Raw genomic sequence first — 14917 nt, 5'->3', positions numbered from 1 at the left:
TTAACGCGGAGGGGCGCGGAGGTATGCGCGGAGGTACGCTGAGTATGGATTTTAGTGATGGGAAGATGCCTTTTTTGGCGGATGTGGTTGATCGGGTGCGGGTGGAGGAGTGTTTTGAGGGGTGTTTGGTAATAGCTAAAAATTGTCGTGTGCAGAATGTCCGGGTGATTCGTCATAAGTTGGGGCGGCGTTGTTTGATTGAATATGAGTTGATTGATGATGCTGGGGAAATCATTACCTTAATTGGGAAGGTGAGGGCTAAGGGAACTGATTTCCATAGTTATGAGTTACAGAAATCTCTCTGGGAATCTGGATTTGGTGATGATAGTCCTGATGGGATTTCTGTCCCTGAACCTGTAGGGATAATTCCTGAATGGCAAATGTGGTTACAGCGTAAGGTTGAGGGGGTGACTGCTACTCAACTGCTTTCACAAACTAACGGTATTTTACCTGCAAAACTTATTGCTGAAGCTGCTCATAAATTGCACCAAGCTAATATTATTCCTCGTCGTTCTCATAGGATGTCAGATGAATTACGAATTTTGCATGAACGGATTCCATTAGTTATGGAACAATATCCACAATGGCAATCACGTTTAGAACGCATATTAGCAGCAAGTGATGATTTAGGAGCAAACACACCAGAACCAAAACCCTGTGGTATCCATCGTGATTTTTATCCTGATCAAGTGATTATTAATAATTCCCGTTTGTATCTGATTGATCTGGATTTATATTGTGCAGGTAATCCGGCAGTTGATATCGGTAATTTCATCGCTCATCTACAAGAATATAGCTTACGTAATTTTGGTAATAGCCAAGCATTGCAAGAGTATGAAAATATTCTCACGAAAAGATTTCTTCAGCTTACAGGTAACGAATTTTTCCCCGCAATTCAAGCCTATACTACCCTAACTTTAGTCCGCCATATTCACATCAGCACCCTATTTCCAGAACGTCGTCTTTTTACCGAACCATTATTAAATCTCTGCGAACAGCAACTCAATATAACTCGTAATTCGTAATTATATAGCGTTTCTTAATCTGCTGAGGTACTTACTACACCACTAATAGACCTCTTGCATAAATATTTTTTTGTTTCGCGCATTCGCCCTTGGCGTTCCGCTTGCGGTAGGCGCAAAGACGCAAAGAAGGACGCTGTAATTATAACTTTTGCAAGAGGTCTAATAAAATTGGGCAACCTCCGCGCCCCTCTGCGTTTTCCTCTGCGCCCCTCTGCGTTTAATTTTCAGGAGATATAATTAATGGGTTCAATTTTTGGTCAGGAAATACGCCTGATTAGTCTAATCATTTTATTTGTTTTGAGTAGCATAGCTAAAGTTAGTGCAACAAATATTCCAGTAGAAGAAAATAGTAAATTAAATAAAATTATATCAGTTTCTCAATTAGCGGATATTACCCATGATAGTTGGGCATTTCAGGCACTACAAGCATTAACTGAGCAATATGATTGTGTTAGTCAGGAGACTACTGACAATCAAACCATGACTAGATATGAATTTGCCACTAAATTAAATGCTTGTATTCTCAAGATAAATAATAGTAACTTTGAAAATTTTAATCGAGAAACATTAACTACAATCCAAAAACTACAAACAGAATTTTCTGCGGAATTAGCAACTTTTCACAACCGCGTCGATTTATTAGAACAAAAGGTAGCTACATTAGAAACACAACAGTTTTCGCCCCAAGTTGAGTTAGCGGGAGAAGTTATCTTTGCTGTAACTGGAGTTGCTGGCGGGAAAAAAGCCAACAGTAGAACTAAGCCAATCAATGATAATTTTGTTTTGAGCGATCGCCTCCGTCTCAGCTTAGAAGCAAGTTTTACTGGTGAGGACAAATTACAAATCCGTCTACAAGGACGCAACACACCAGAATTAGCAGATGTTACCGGCACTAAAATGGCTAATTTGGGCTTTGATGGTGACGATGACAATGAGGTGGAAGTAGATGAGTTAGATTATAGATTCCGTCTGGGTAAACAAACTCGCGTCACTTTGTACGCTTTGGGAGGAGGATTAGGGGATTTTGTTCCTAGTGTCAATCCTCTTTTTAGTGGTAGTGGAGACGGTTCAATTTCCACATTTGGGCGAGAAAATCCGATTCGCCGACAAGGTGGCGGTGCAGGTATCGGGATTTCTCATAATTTCAATGATTCTCTCAATTTTTCATTAGGATACGTCACCAACAATGCAGCTAATCCAGAGAAGGGTATTTTTGCTAGTCCCTATGGCGCGATCGCTCAATTCACCCTTGAACCCACCAAAAATACAGCACTTAGCGTCACCTATATCCACTCTTACAATAATGTAAATACCGGCACTGGCAGCGAATTAACCAACAACCCCTTTAATAATCAAGCAGATGCAATTACAGCTAATTCCTTTGGTGCAGAAGCTTCTTGGCAAATTAACCCAACTATTACTCTCGGTGGACGAGTTGGTTTAATTCATGCAACAGCAGAAGACTTACCCGCAACTCCAAATGCTACTATTTCCACATGGGCGTTACTACTAACTCTCAACGATATTGGTAAAGAAAATAGCTTTGCGGGCTTTGTGGTAGGTCAACCGCCTAAAATAACTCATAATAGTTTTGGTGATGCCTTTGAAGATCAGGATACATCTTTACATTTAGAAGCTTTTTATCACCTGCAAATTACAGATAATCTGGCGATAACTCCGGGGTTATTTCTGATCACCAACCCAGAGCATAATAATAATAACGACAAAATTTATATTGGCACAGTTCGAACAACTTTTACCTTCTAATAGCAATTTTATATGAGGTTGCACATAATAGAAAATCTGTTGATTTATCCGCGTTTATCTGTCTTGAAAAGTTGAGCCACTTGCTTGCGGGGGTTCCCCCCGTTGTGCAAAGTGGCGTTCCTACGGAGGGAAACCCTCCTACAGAACTTTTCGCTGCGTGCATCTGCGTTCAACTATTCTATACAGCTTCATATTAATTTGGTATAAGTATCGGTAAGTAGAAGAAGTCCGGGGAGTCGAGATAGATCACTCATCACTCCCATTAATCCTCATATAAATCAGTTTGCAGGTTCCCCTGACTATCAAGATATAATTCTTCCTCAAGTTCTCCGTCAGTAATATCTACCTCATAAAACATACCATTAGGCGTAATTTCAATTTCATATTTTGTGATGATATATCCAGGACGTTCTTGATTGATACGTTTTAATACAATAGGAGGGAAATCTTTTTCTGTCACATAGTATTCAGTCTCTAGCCATTCCCCGCTATCTGAAAATTCCGCCTCATATTGAATATTATTTTGAGTAAAAACTGCCTCATAACCGTAATCATGTCTTTGCCAGGTATGAGGAATATCAGGATATTTAGCTTGGAAAGCTGCTTTAACGGAGGGGGGAACTATGACACTTTGTTTCTGATTGGGGGGATGATAACAAGCCAATAACAATGCTATTAGATATGCACCACTAACCACAAACAAGATTGATGCAATTGGTATACTTTTCACCTATTTACATAATTAGTTTTGAATGAATGTTGCTTCTTGGGGTGGTTCCAAAGGTAGGATAATCGTGAATACAGATCCTTCCCCTAGTTCACTTTGTAAGGTAACTCGTCCTTTGTGGGCTTCTGCAATGGCTTGGACAATAGATAAACCTAGTCCAGCACCTTCAGAAAGACGGCGACTGTTTGTCGCACGAGCAAAACGTTGGAAAATTCTGTATTGGTCAGCTGATGCAATACCTGTACCTGTGTCACGTACCCAAAAGCTGATTTTATCTCTGTGAATCATTGAACCCAGAGCAATTGTATCGGTGTTGTTTGTATGTTGAGTGGCATTTTGAGCCAAATTCATCACAGCCTGAGTTAGACGTTGACGATCGCCAACAATTTTACCTCTAGCAACCGCTTCTAGTTGCCAGACGCGATCGCCAAGACCTTTGACTTTAGCAAATAATTCCTCGGTGAAAGTGCAAACATCAAATGTTTCTAGCAGCAGAAAATCTGGACGCTCCGCCTTTGCTAGTAACATCAAATCATTGACAAAACGGTTCATTCGTTCTAACTCATCTATCACTATAGTCAGAGTTTCTTGTATTTCTTTTGGGTCATTACCCATCAATTCTAAATGACCACGAATAATGGTAATAGGTGTTCGCAGTTCGTGTCCAGCATCATTAATAAAGTTGCGTTGACTGATAAACGCATTTTGTAATCTATCCATCATGTCATTAAAAGTAGTGCCTAATTCTGCTAGTTCTCCATTACCATCTATAGTGATGCGTTGATTTAAATCAGTCTCACTAATTTTACGAGCCGTTTGAGTTAGTAAGCGCAAAGGAGCCAAAATTTTTCCCGAAGCAAGCCAAGCCAAAACTAAAGCAAATATTAAAACAAATGTACTCACCTGAACAATCACGGCTAAAGTTTCCAAAACTTCTCCACGTTCCCCAGCAGTGGTGTGAGCAATGACTATAACTCCCATGATTTCGCCCTGAATTTCCACAGGTCGAGCTAGATAAACGATGCTATCAACCTGACTATTAGGTATTACAACTTCTTCTTGCTTTGGTTGTGTTAATTTGGCCCAATCTCGAATAAGTTTTGCATCTCTATCCATTTCTTTTGGTCTAGCTCTGGGACTTGATTTATAAAATTTTTCGTCCATCAGGGCAATCAAAAAAGTATCATCTTCTGGCAGTTGATTACCTAAGAAAGCATCAAAAAACTCTCTTAGCTGTTGCTTCGTAGTTGGTGGCTTTAGTAGACGGTTATCAGTTTGTTTAAGTTTATCAATAGCTTCAATACTTTCTTCATCTAATTGATGCTTAGGAATGTTACTTGTGCCAAGTAGTTGCTCAAATATTTCTATCTTTTCTATTGCTTCCTCATTTACACGTTGATTAACTCGTGCATACAAAGCCTGACGAATCGTCGGAATAAAAACCAGAAAAATAAAAAATAAAATTATCCCATACCAGGATAAAATCCTTGTACGCGTAGACCAAAAGAAGCCTCGACGATGCTTGAGAAATGTTCCAGCTATGGTATTTTGCTGGTTCTTCACTGATTTCTGAGTATCGGGATGAAATAGAATAACTTGAGATTTCTCTTTCTTGGCTTGTTGCCCCATATAACTATAAATTTTTATGTATGATAACTGCTAAAGTTTTGAACTTTGGATCTAACATCCAAAATCCAAAACCCTGCATCCAAAATTCCGGTCACATAGGGAACACAAGCATCTTGCGACAGTATTTATCTTCTGTCGGTAAAGAAGAAAGGCTGTAATCGAAACCTATGTTGATTAGTTTCTAACTCTCCGATGAAAGAATCATGAAGTTTTGATGAGAAGATTCTCATGTTCGCAGACGATAACCCATGCCTCGGACAGTTTCAATTAAGTCATTACCTAATTTTTTGCGTAAATAACCAACGTAAACATCAACAATATTCGAGCCTGGGTCATAGTCGTAACCCCATACCCTATCTAATAATTGCTCACGACTCAAAACTTGCCCAGGATGGCGAAAGAAAGTTTCTGCGAGAGTAAATTCCCTGGCTGGGAGTTCTATCGTGTCTTGACCGATTTTAACCTTGCGCGATCGCAAATCTAAAACTATATTTCCCGACTTAATTACCGTCTCTTCCATTGCCTGGCTACCACCACTCTGACGCAGCCTAGCTTTTACCCGTACTAACAATTCTTCAAATCGGAACGGCTTGGTTAAATAGTCATCTGCTCCTGCTTCAAACCCTGCAACCTTATCTTGAATGTCATCACGAGCAGTCAAAATAATCACTGGGATATTTTCCCCTTGTCCCCGTAATTCTTCTAACACATCCAAGCCATCTTTACCAGGAAGCCCTAAATCCAAAATCATCAAATCAAAACCGCTACTTAATGCCATGTTAGTCGCCGAGTAGGCATCAGTAGCCACAGCCGTTGTAAAACCTTGAGAACGCAGTCCCTTCTCAATAAAAGCCGCTATGCGGGGTTCATCTTCAGCTATGAGAATGCGATTCATCCGATGCAACCTCTTTCGGTATTTCTAAGGATAGAGACAACTGTAAAAGTAGAGTCTGTTCCCAGAATACCTTTTCTTCATGATTTACACCTAAAAAGGGATGCTTAATTTTGTCAGTGGTCGTTAACATTCACTATTGAGTATTTTAAATTTTGAATTGATTCATTCCGCATCCTGACTCTTGATAATTCCCTCTGTTACCACCTTTTGAGATAAAGCTTTTTGAGCAATTTTAGTGATATATACAGTCACACCCACAGTTGCCATCAATCCCAATCCTTGCATTATCCACTGCCAAATTTGTGTTTCCGGCGTAACTGGTTGATGATTCGTACCCGCCAGAGCCAAATCCCCTGCTAAAGAACCAATATAAACATACATTATAGTCCCAGGGATAATGCCCAAAGAACCTAATATATAGTCTTTTAAAGATATACAGGTGACACCAAAAGCATAGTTTAATAAATTAAAAGGAAAAACCGGCGAAAGTCGAGTTAAAAGCACGATTTTCCATCCTTCCTTTGCCACAGACTGATCAATCATTTTAAACTTTGGATACTTATCTATCTGCCGCACAACCCAATCCCGTGACAGATAGCGTCCGATAAAGAAAGCTAATATTGCGCCCACAGTTGCTGCTATTAGTACATAAACTGAACCCCAAAATACACCAAATAAACAACCACTTTTTAAGGTCAATATAGAGCCGGGAATAAATAATAATGTCGCCAGATTGTAAATAATCATGTAGGCGATCGGCCCAAAAAATCCCAGGCTTTGCACCCATAATATTAATGTTTGTAAAAGTGCCTGAATATTAAATTGTCGTGCCACAATTATCAAAATGGCTATTGTCAAACCTATAAGTAATAGTCTATGTTTCCTATTGAATCTAGTCTGCTCTTTGGGAATCATTAAATTACCTCAGTTTTCAGCGTTACTTTAAGTAGTTAAGGATAATGTCATACAACAGCCAAAAGGCAAAAGATTCCTGATCTTGCTTTTATCATCACTTTTCATCAGACCTGATTTTGAATTGCGAATTTTGTAGCTTGCTTACAATAGAATAATTCCCATTGCTGAGAGAGGTTACACCCAATGTCCAATTCAGAATTAGATAGAGTCATCGTCCGCCCAGTGGATGAGTATAATCAGAAATTGGTGGCTTATGTGCATCCGCCCGATTGGGTGAACCCCCAACCGGCTGATAATTATGACTTGGTGGTCATTGGTGCGGGGACTGCTGGCTTAGTCGTGGCGGCGGGTGCGGCTGGTCTGGGTTTGGGTTTAAAAGTGGCGCTAATCGAAAAGCATCTCATGGGTGGAGATTGCTTGAATGTGGGTTGTGTACCTTCTAAAACTATTATTCGGTCTTCGCGGGTGGTGGGGGAAATCTGGAATGGGAAAAATTTGGGGGTGAATATTCCCAGCCAGATTGATATTGATTTTCCCGCAGTTATGGCACGAATGCGACGAGTGAGGGCAGGAATTAGCCACAATGATTCGGCGGAACGCTTTGCATCCCTGGGAGTTGATGTATTTTTAGGTAGTGGTAGATTTGCTAGCAGCAACACCGTAGAAGTAGCTGGTAAAACCCTTAAATTTAAAAAAGCGGTGATTGCTACTGGTGCTAGGGCTACAAAACCAGCAATTATCGGCATTGAACAAGCTGGATATCTCACCAATGAGACGGTTTTTTCCTTAATTCAAAGACCGGAAAAGTTAGCAGTAATTGGTGGTGGCCCCATTGGTTGCGAATTAGCCCAAGCCTTCCGACGTTTGGGGAGTGAGGTGGTGCTGATTCATAGCGGTTCCCATGTCCTCAACAAAGAAGATAACGACGCGGCGCAAATTGTCCAACAGACTTTAATTAAAGAAGGGATTCGCTTAGTTTTAAATGCCAAGGTAGAAGAAGTAGTGACGGTAACCGAGGGTAAACGGTTGTATTTTTCTACCAACGGTCATCGTGATTCGGTGACGGTAGATGAAATATTAGTGGGTGCAGGGCGATCGCCTAATGTGGAAGGGTTGAATTTAGAAGCTGTCGGGGTAAAATACGACAAGCGTCGGGGTGTGGAAGTGAATGATTACCTACAAACCACCAACCCCAAGATTTATGCTGCTGGCGATATCTGCATGGACTGGAAATTTACCCACGCCGCCGATGCAGCCGCGCGCATTGTGATTAAAAATACCCTGTTTTCTCCCTTTGGTTTAGGCAGGTCGAGACTAAGTAGCTTAGTCATGCCTTGGGTGACTTATACTGACCCAGAAGTTGCCCATGTGGGACTGTACGAAAGTCAAGACGTAGAGACAATTAAAATCCCTTTTAGTAGTGTAGACCGAGCGATCGCCGACGGACAAGAAGATGGTTTTCTGAAAATTCACCACAAAAAAGGCTCAGATGAAATTGTCGGTGCAACCATTGTGGCAAGTCACGCCGGCGAGATGATTTCGGAAGTCACAACAGCGATAGTCAATAAAATCGGTTTAAACAAACTCAGTAACGTGATTCATCCCTACCCCACCCAAGCCGAAGCCATCAAAAAAGCCGCAGATACCTATCGCCGCACCCTTCTCACACCAAGAACAAAAAAACTATTGGGATTTTTAACCAAATTTTCTTAAGAAAAAACTGACAACTGTCAACTGACAACTGACAACACATCAAAGCAGAAAAAATCACGGTAAGTTTAACCTTACACCTTCCGCTATCCCTTAGACTAGGGGCAGCAACCTTGTTCAGACTGGTCGAGGAAAGTGGAAAGTGACAGAGACGAACAATTTAAACTCTACCCTTCAGGATGTGTCACGTAGGGAATTGCGTGACTTAGTGCGGACACAGATGCGAATGCTATTGGAAGCAGGAGATTTACAGGGAGCAAAAGCCATTCTTGTACCTGTACAGCCTGCGGACATAGCCGAAGCGATTGAAGGTTTGCCCGAAACAATGCACGCTTTAGCTTTTCGCTTGCTTTCTAAAGATGAAGCCATTGAAGTTTATGAATATCTTGATTACAGTGTTCAAGAAAGATTAATTGAAGAACTGAAAAGCCAGGAAGTCCGCGATATCGTTGATCAAATGTCTTCGGATGACCGAGCTAGATTATTTGATGAATTGCCTGCCAAAGTTGTCAATCACCTGCTAGAACAACTCAGCCCGACAGAACGCCAAGCCACAGCCCTAATGTTGGGTTATGAAGCTGATACAGCCGGGCGCATCATGACTCTAGAGTTTATTGCCCTGAAAGAAAATATGACCATAGGGCAAGCTTTAGAACGGATTCGCAGCCTCGCTAATGCTAGTGAGATGATCTACTATCTTTATGTCACAGATCAAGCCAGACGCTTAACCGGCATTGTCTCACTGCGTGAGTTGGTGACATCCCAGCCAGAACAGACGATTGGTGAGGTGATGACCCGTGACGTGATTTTTGTCAATACAGATACTCACCAGGAAGAAGTAGCCAGATTAATTCAAAGGTATGATTTCCTGGCTGTGCCGGTGGTAGATAGACAACAGCTTTTAGTGGGGATTGTCACTGTTGATGACGTGATTGATATTCTGGAAGAGGAAACCACCAAAGATATCTACGCTTTAGGTGGTGGTGTGCAGTCCAGTGGCGACAATTACTTTCAAATGGATTTATGGGAAGTAGCTCGCAAGCGGGTTTTATGGTTATTTGTTCTCTTAATCACCAATACCGTCACCGGCACAATTATTAAGTCCCAAGAAGATATCTTGACAAAAGTAGTCACCCTTACTGCTTTTATCCCCTTGTTGACTGGTACTGGTGGTAACGTAGGCGCTCAGTCTTCCACAGTCGTGATTCGCGGGATGAATACAGACGAAATTCGCTCACTCGGCCCATTGCAGGTAATTGGACGAGAAGCGATCGCCGGTGCATTGTTAGGAGGTATGTTAGGTAGTATCGCCACTATATGGGCTTACTTTCTCCAAGGTAGGATAGAAGTGGCGATCGCTGTTGGTGCTAGTTTAATCGCTATCTCTGTTCTGGCTTCTATATCTGGTTCAGCACTGCCATTTTTGTTTCGCTACCTACGTTTAGACCCAGCTTTAATGTCAGCACCTTTTATTACTACAGCCGTTGACGTACTTGGAGTTCTAATTTACTTCAATTTGGCAAGAGTAATTTTAAGATTGTGAATTATTGATATTTACAATTCCGACGCTGTATCAGGTGCAATAATTTCCCCAGTTCCCAAGTTAAGAATCATATCTTGGTCGGTAATCAATTCATTCAATTCTTTAACTTGCAAATTCATTTCCTCACACGCTTTTCTCAGTTCTCCTGCAAATCTATTCAAATCATCACCATAGCCACATTGGTAAGCAGCAGTTTCAATTCCCTGCTTGGCATTTGCTCTAGCACAATCTACTAATTCTGTGCCTTGCAATGGTTTTAGGGATGACATAAGCTATCTTTTTTCTTTAAATGTTCCTTACTAGATATAGCAACTGCTGAGGACGCAATCATCTCTCCGTTGGCAGACATCAAAGAAAATTCAGAATAAATCAGATATCATCTATTCTGAACTCCCCCCATTATCGTCAATTCAAGGGTTTAAGACCCCTATGTCTACAAGTAGTATCAGTTGAGATGGGGTTTAAATCCCCATCTCTAACTGTTTTGGATTTTGAATTTTGAATTGTTATTTAGCCATTAACTACTTCCCCACCATTGGGATGTAAAACTTGACCAGACATATAAGATGAGTCATCAGAAGCTAGAAACACATAACTAGGTGCAACTTCTTCTGGTTGTCCGGCTCGTTGCATGGGTACTTGTTTACCAAAGGTTTCTACTTTTTCTGCGGGAAATGTTGAGGGAATTAAAGGTGTCCAAATTGGCCCAGGTGCCACAGCATTAACCCGGATACCTTTACTAATTAAGTTTTGTGATAAGGAACGAGTAAAGGCAACAATTGCACCTTTAGTTGAAGAATAATCAAGTAACTGTGGACTACCTTTATAAGCTGTAACTGAAGTAGTATTGATAATGGCGCTACCTTTTTTCAGGTGTTTGATTGCTGCTTTGGTCAAGTAAAACATTGAAAAAATATTCGTGCGGAATGTCCGTTCTAACTGTTCTTTAGTAATATCTTCAATGCTTTCTTGGGGATGTTGTTCAGCCGCATTATTGATGAGAATATCCAATTTACCGAACTCATCTACTGTTTGTTGAATCGCACGCTGACAAAAAGCCTCATCAGTTATATCGCCGGCAATAGATACAGCACGTCTTCCTTGTTCTTCTACCAAATTTTTGGTTTCTTCCGCATCGTCGTGTTCACTCAGGTAAACAAAGGCTACATCTGCACCTTCTTTAGCATAGGCGATCGCCACAGCCCGACCAATCCCACTATCCCCACCAGTAATCAAGGCAACTTTATCTTTTAATTTACCGCTACCTCGATACTGAGCATCATCAGCTTGAGGTTTTGGCTGCATTTTTGATTCTGTACCCGGTGGTTGCTGTTGCTGTGGTGGTTGTAATGTTTGCTTTTCTGCCATATATTTCTCCTGGTAATAGATAAACAATTTCTCGATAAAAAACTTAGTTTTTCATCCGCACAATTAAACCTTGGATCGACAGATCAACCCAAGGTTTAATTGTGCTTTTGCTCCCACTTGCAAATAGCAAGCTTACGCATTTTCACCCCGGATGTTAGCCAAACGTACTAATTGTTGGCCAATGTACGTGACTGACATAATTTCTCCTCACACCTGACACAATTAATCTGACCACGGAAAACAAGTACACAACTCTCTTTCGATGAAGGATTTATCCTATTCATCTGCCTTAAAATTAACTACTATATACTTAATATTTATCGGTCTTGAGGTGGAAACAAAACTCAGATTTTCTCACCCTAGAGAGAGAAAAAAGACCAAGAAATTGTTTTCTCAGACTTCGTTAAGAAATATTGTAGTAGGGGCAGTAATCCTATAACTTGGAAGCATCAGCTATCAGAACTCTTGCAATTCTTCCAGTAGCATTTGAGCATCCTTCCACATATCAAGGTGTCCATCACGATATATTTTGGCAATGAATGGAGCAGGATGTTTACTAACGAATCTTTTCATAGGGACAATTGCTTGTAGTAAGATGCCAGCCATCTCTTCACCTGATAAACTCTGAGAGGCGAAGGTAAACATCTTGATTTGAGCGCGTGCAACGGCTATTCGTTCTAAACGGTTATTACTGATCTTCCCATCTTTGGTAAGAACAACCCAACCCCTTTTCCCAACTTCCGGTAACCACTCCACATCTTGAGCATCTTTACCAAAGTATTCATCATGGATTGCGATGGTCAACCCCGCGCCTTTGAGTGTTTATGCAATACGCTTATTGCCTAAGCATCTATCAATAAAAAAGGTAATGGATTGGCTCTGAGTCATGCAGCAGTAGGTAGTTCACACCGAATAGCTTCTTCGATCATCAGGCGATCGCAATCATAATCATAAGCAAGTTCGTCAATCGATTCACCTGCTTGGTAACGTTCTGCTAACACGCGGGTAGAAATTCCCGTACCAACAATAACAAGGCGACCAAAGGCGATTCGAGGATCTACAACAACGAAACGAGGGTTGTCTTCCTCATGAGAACGAGTAAAGGGATACAGTTTAATTGCCAATCCAGTGTCGTCGGGTTCAATTCGTTCCAGATGAGCATTAAAAGCGTCTTTCAATTCCGTTTTCACGCTTTTAGAAGCATTAATTAAAGAGCCATATCGCTCAATGAACAGATCCACTCCATCGGTAAGGAAACGCTCACGCGCTAAGGGATGAGAGATTTGAAATTGCTCATCAATGAAATCAAGGGCATCTCGCACCTTACCTAAATCAATTTGGTGATGTTTGCGAATTGCCCTGAGAACATGAACTTCGACTAAATTAGTAAATGAAAGTAGTCGTGGTTTAAGATTACAAATTTGTATCAGGGGTCTAAAGAAGTTAGAACCGTTTGAGATTGGGTAGTGTCGCCCAACTGTCCAAGAACGAATAGTGCCTGCTGGAATGCGTAAATAACGAGCAGCATCGCTAATGGAGTATGAGGGAATGTCTCTGGGATCGGTTGCCCCATAAAGCTCAGTCATAAGCGTACCTGCCAGAGATATCTATATTTTATTATTGAGTATATTCATCTTATATTCAAGTAAATGAAAAGTGACTCTTCTACGTTAGCTACGTAAATTTACTATTTAATCGCAAATTTACAAATTAATCTTATGACGACTCGCACTCTGGGAATCACCCCAAATTTATATGATTATTTACTATCTGTTTCTTTGCGGGAACCGGAAATACTCGCTCAACTACGACAAGAAACAGCCTTGCAACCTATGGGAAGAATGCAAATTGCCCCAGAACAGGGACAATTTATGGCGTTATTAGTACAATTGCTGGGGGCAAAAAAAACTCTAGAAGTGGGGGTATTTACAGGCTACAGTTCCTTGATTGTGGCACTAGCTCTACCTGCGGAAGGAAAACTGGTAGCCTGCGATATTAATGAAGAGTTTACCGCGATCGCTCAACGTTATTGGCAAAAAGCCGGAGTAGACCACAAAATTGACCTCTATCTCGCTCCAGCCTTGGAAACATTAGATAAGCTACTAGTAGCAGGTGAAGCCGAAACCTTTGATTTTGCCTTTATTGACGCAGATAAGAGCAACTATGACAATTATTATGAGCGATCGCTGCAATTAATTCGTTCAGGAGGTGTGATAGCGATCGATAATGTTCTCTGGTCTGGTAAAGTTGCCGATCCTGAAATTCAAGATAATCGCACCCAAAAAATCCGCGCCTTCAACCACAAGCTATTACAAGACCAGCGCATCACCTTGAGTTTAATTCCCATCGGCGACGGATTAACTTTAGTACGGAAAAATTAATTGTATGTTTTGTTAACAGTTGACGGTTAAATGTCAACCATCAACTGTCAATTAGGCCAAATTCTCTCAACAACTGACAACTGACTAATGACCCTTAAGGCAAAATAAACCCGTATTTTCTTAATACAGCTTTCACTTGGCTACTAGTAGTTAAGTATTGGGTAAAATCCTTCGCCGCGTTAACATTTCTGCTACTTTTCACTACAGCTAAGGGATAAATAATGGGAGAGTGGTATTTTTCATCAGCCGCAACTACAACTTTCACTTTGTCAGAAATTTTGGCATCAGTGGCGTAAACCAAACCTGCATCAGCATTGCCACTTTCTACAGATGCTAAAACTTGACGTACATTATTAGCGTAGACTAATTTTGACTTGACACTAGGCAACAACTTTAACTGCTGCAAAACTTGTTCTGCATATTGTCCAGCCGGCACACTTCTAGGTTCACCAATAGCAATTCGCTTAATTTGGTCATTTCTTAAACTAAAGAAACTGGTAACACCAGTTGCATTCTTCGGCACAACTAAGACCAGGCGGTTTTTTGCTAAAACACCTCTTGTACCTGGGACGAGGAGTCTTTTCTGCTCTAAAGTATCTACTTGTCTTTTAGCTGCTGAAATAAAAATATCGGCTGGCGCACCGTTTTCAATTTGCTGCTGCAAAGCGCCAGATGCACCAAAATTATAGCTAATGTTGACATTTGGTTTACTCTGTTGATACAGGGGCTTAATTTCTTCCAGTGCGTCTTTCAAACTTGCAGCCGCAGACACAAGCAAATTAACGTTTGATTGCGCTACGACTGGAGCAGGTGTAAACAATGGTAAACCGACTGCCAAAACCCAGCCAGCAAGTACTGTAACAACAAAGGCGAGGATGTCTCTTCGTTTCATAGAAAATCGTGTTTATCTAGACTCTGCATCAAGGGATAGAGGCTTGGTAGGATCGTACTTAGATA

14 protein-coding genes are annotated in these 14917 nt (G+C 41.0%); 5 read left to right on the top strand and 9 right to left on the bottom strand.

From position 1 onward, the window contains the following. The first annotated feature begins 23 nt into the window (after positions 1-23). Entirely contained in the window at positions 24-1025 is a 1002-nt protein-coding gene (locus ACN222_RS25900) for a phosphotransferase family protein (RefSeq protein WP_010999316.1), read from the top strand. A gap of 240 nt (positions 1026-1265) precedes the next feature. Beyond that, positions 1266-2792 (top strand): iron uptake porin, encoded by a 1527-nt coding sequence (locus ACN222_RS25895; RefSeq protein WP_010999315.1) that lies wholly within the window; start codon positions 1266-1268, stop codon positions 2790-2792. Between the two features lie 262 nt (positions 2793-3054). On the opposite strand, the gene ACN222_RS25890 is transcribed toward ACN222_RS25895, so the two are convergent. From ACN222_RS25890 to ACN222_RS25875, 4 genes are all read right to left on the bottom strand, one after another. After that, positions 3055-3522, bottom strand: coding sequence for a PepSY-like domain-containing protein (locus tag ACN222_RS25890; protein ID WP_010999314.1), 468 nt, complete (start codon positions 3520-3522; stop codon positions 3055-3057). Positions 3523-3534: 12 nt separating this feature from the next. Next, positions 3535-5148: a sensor histidine kinase gene (locus ACN222_RS25885; RefSeq protein ID WP_010999313.1), complete on the bottom strand. Its 1614-nt coding sequence runs from the start codon at positions 5146-5148 to the stop codon at positions 3535-3537. A 226-nt stretch (positions 5149-5374) separates the two neighbouring features. Beyond that, complete coding sequence (locus tag ACN222_RS25880; protein WP_010999312.1) at positions 5375-6043, bottom strand: response regulator transcription factor; 669 nt, start codon at positions 6041-6043, stop codon at positions 5375-5377. A gap of 162 nt (positions 6044-6205) precedes the next feature. Beyond that, the gene (locus tag ACN222_RS25875) at positions 6206-6958 is read right to left on the bottom strand and encodes a TVP38/TMEM64 family protein (protein WP_010999310.1); all 753 of its coding nucleotides are present in this window, start codon (positions 6956-6958) and stop codon (positions 6206-6208) included. Between the two features lie 183 nt (positions 6959-7141). On the opposite strand from ACN222_RS25875, the gene ACN222_RS25870 reads away from it, so the two are divergent. Beyond that, positions 7142-8671: a mercuric reductase gene (locus tag ACN222_RS25870; protein ID WP_010999309.1), complete on the top strand. Its 1530-nt coding sequence runs from the start codon at positions 7142-7144 to the stop codon at positions 8669-8671. Between the two features lie 139 nt (positions 8672-8810). Then, entirely contained in the window at positions 8811-10211 is a 1401-nt protein-coding gene (mgtE, locus tag ACN222_RS25865; protein ID WP_010999308.1) for a magnesium transporter, read from the top strand. A gap of 11 nt (positions 10212-10222) precedes the next feature. Here mgtE and ACN222_RS25860 read toward each other — a convergent pair whose 3' ends face one another. The 4 genes from ACN222_RS25860 to ACN222_RS25845 form a co-directional block, all read right to left on the bottom strand. Further along, the gene (locus ACN222_RS25860) at positions 10223-10480 is read right to left on the bottom strand and encodes a hypothetical protein (RefSeq protein WP_010999307.1); all 258 of its coding nucleotides are present in this window, start codon (positions 10478-10480) and stop codon (positions 10223-10225) included. Positions 10481-10721: 241 nt separating this feature from the next. Beyond that, positions 10722-11579 carry an SDR family oxidoreductase gene (locus ACN222_RS25855; RefSeq protein WP_010999306.1) on the bottom strand — a complete coding sequence of 286 codons (858 nt, stop codon included), beginning with the start codon at positions 11577-11579 and terminating at the stop codon, positions 10722-10724. A gap of 456 nt (positions 11580-12035) precedes the next feature. Then, positions 12036-12383: a hypothetical protein gene (locus tag ACN222_RS25850; protein ID WP_197535802.1), complete on the bottom strand. Its 348-nt coding sequence runs from the start codon at positions 12381-12383 to the stop codon at positions 12036-12038. An 80-nt stretch (positions 12384-12463) separates the two neighbouring features. After that, on the bottom strand, positions 12464-13165 hold the full coding sequence (locus ACN222_RS25845) for a DUF433 domain-containing protein (RefSeq protein WP_010999304.1): 702 nt from the start codon (positions 13163-13165) through the stop codon (positions 12464-12466). A 132-nt stretch (positions 13166-13297) separates the two neighbouring features. Here ACN222_RS25845 and ACN222_RS25840 point away from each other — a divergent pair, with 132 nt between their 5' ends. After that, on the top strand, positions 13298-13960 hold the full coding sequence (locus ACN222_RS25840) for a class I SAM-dependent methyltransferase (protein WP_010999303.1): 663 nt from the start codon (positions 13298-13300) through the stop codon (positions 13958-13960). 94 nt (positions 13961-14054) lie between these two features. On the opposite strand, the gene modA is transcribed toward ACN222_RS25840, so the two are convergent. After that, positions 14055-14852, bottom strand: coding sequence for a molybdate ABC transporter substrate-binding protein (modA, locus tag ACN222_RS25835; protein WP_010999302.1), 798 nt, complete (start codon positions 14850-14852; stop codon positions 14055-14057). Positions 14853-14917 lie beyond the last annotated feature (65 nt).

The sequence above is a fragment of the Anabaena sp. FACHB-595 genome (assembly GCF_048568275.1).
Taxonomy (GTDB): Bacteria; Cyanobacteriota; Cyanobacteriia; order Cyanobacteriales; family Nostocaceae; genus Trichormus.
The sequence above is the reverse complement of the archived record's forward strand: the minus strand, read 5'-3'. Positions and strand labels throughout refer to the sequence as shown.

Coding starts and splice junctions, on each gene's coding strand:
- ACN222_RS25900 (WP_010999316.1), top strand. CDS start 24: ATGCGCGGAGGTACGCTGAGTATGGATTTTAGTGATGGGAAGATGCCT.
- ACN222_RS25895 (WP_010999315.1), top strand. CDS start 1,266: ATGGGTTCAATTTTTGGTCAGGAAATACGCCTGATTAGTCTAATCATT.
- ACN222_RS25885 (WP_010999313.1), bottom strand. CDS start 5,148: ATGGGGCAACAAGCCAAGAAAGAGAAATCTCAAGTTATTCTATTTCAT.
- ACN222_RS25880 (WP_010999312.1), bottom strand. CDS start 6,043: ATGAATCGCATTCTCATAGCTGAAGATGAACCCCGCATAGCGGCTTTT.
- ACN222_RS25875 (WP_010999310.1), bottom strand. CDS start 6,958: ATGATTCCCAAAGAGCAGACTAGATTCAATAGGAAACATAGACTATTA.
- ACN222_RS25870 (WP_010999309.1), top strand. CDS start 7,142: ATGTCCAATTCAGAATTAGATAGAGTCATCGTCCGCCCAGTGGATGAG.
- ACN222_RS25860 (WP_010999307.1), bottom strand. CDS start 10,480: ATGTCATCCCTAAAACCATTGCAAGGCACAGAATTAGTAGATTGTGCT.
- ACN222_RS25855 (WP_010999306.1), bottom strand. CDS start 11,579: ATGGCAGAAAAGCAAACATTACAACCACCACAGCAACAGCAACCACCG.
- ACN222_RS25845 (WP_010999304.1), bottom strand. CDS start 13,165: ATGACTGAGCTTTATGGGGCAACCGATCCCAGAGACATTCCCTCATAC.
- ACN222_RS25840 (WP_010999303.1), top strand. CDS start 13,298: ATGACGACTCGCACTCTGGGAATCACCCCAAATTTATATGATTATTTA.
- modA (WP_010999302.1), bottom strand. CDS start 14,852: ATGAAACGAAGAGACATCCTCGCCTTTGTTGTTACAGTACTTGCTGGC.